This is a genomic window from Streptomyces sp. CA2R106, assembly GCF_037034245.1.
In the GTDB taxonomy this organism is placed as follows: domain Bacteria; phylum Actinomycetota; class Actinomycetes; order Streptomycetales; family Streptomycetaceae; genus Actinacidiphila.
In genome coordinates this window covers 1-352 of record NZ_JBAGKC010000197.1, presented here as the reverse complement: position 1 = coordinate 352, position 352 = coordinate 1, and the positions used below count along the sequence as shown (strand labels likewise).

Here is a 352-nt window from a genome sequence, read left to right as displayed (position 1 = left end):
AGGCCGTTCGGCATCACGCCCCCGCCCGTAGGTGCCTTGCAGGGCCTGCACCTCGATCGGGTCACCCAACGTCGTACCGGTGCCGTGCGCCTCCACCGTGTCGACCTGCGAGGGCTCCAGTCCGGCCGCCGCCAGCGCCTGGCGGATCACCCGTTGCTGGGAAGGCCCGTTGGGCGCGGTAAGACCGTTCGACGCACCATCCTGGTTCACCGCACTGCCCCGCACCACGGCCAGCACCGGATGGCCCAGCCGCTGGGCATCCGACAACCGCTCCACCAGCAGCACCCCCACCCCCTCAGCCCACCCCGTACCGTCCGCACCCGCACCGAACGCCTTGCACCGCCCATCCGCG

At 72.2% G+C, this 352-nt stretch carries 1 protein-coding gene; it reads right to left on the bottom strand.

What is annotated here, in order from left to right; all coding sequences use genetic code 11:
• Positions 1-352, bottom strand: a 352-nt coding sequence (locus WA788_RS35715) for a polyketide synthase (RefSeq protein WP_335984685.1), incomplete at both ends; no start/stop codon positions are given.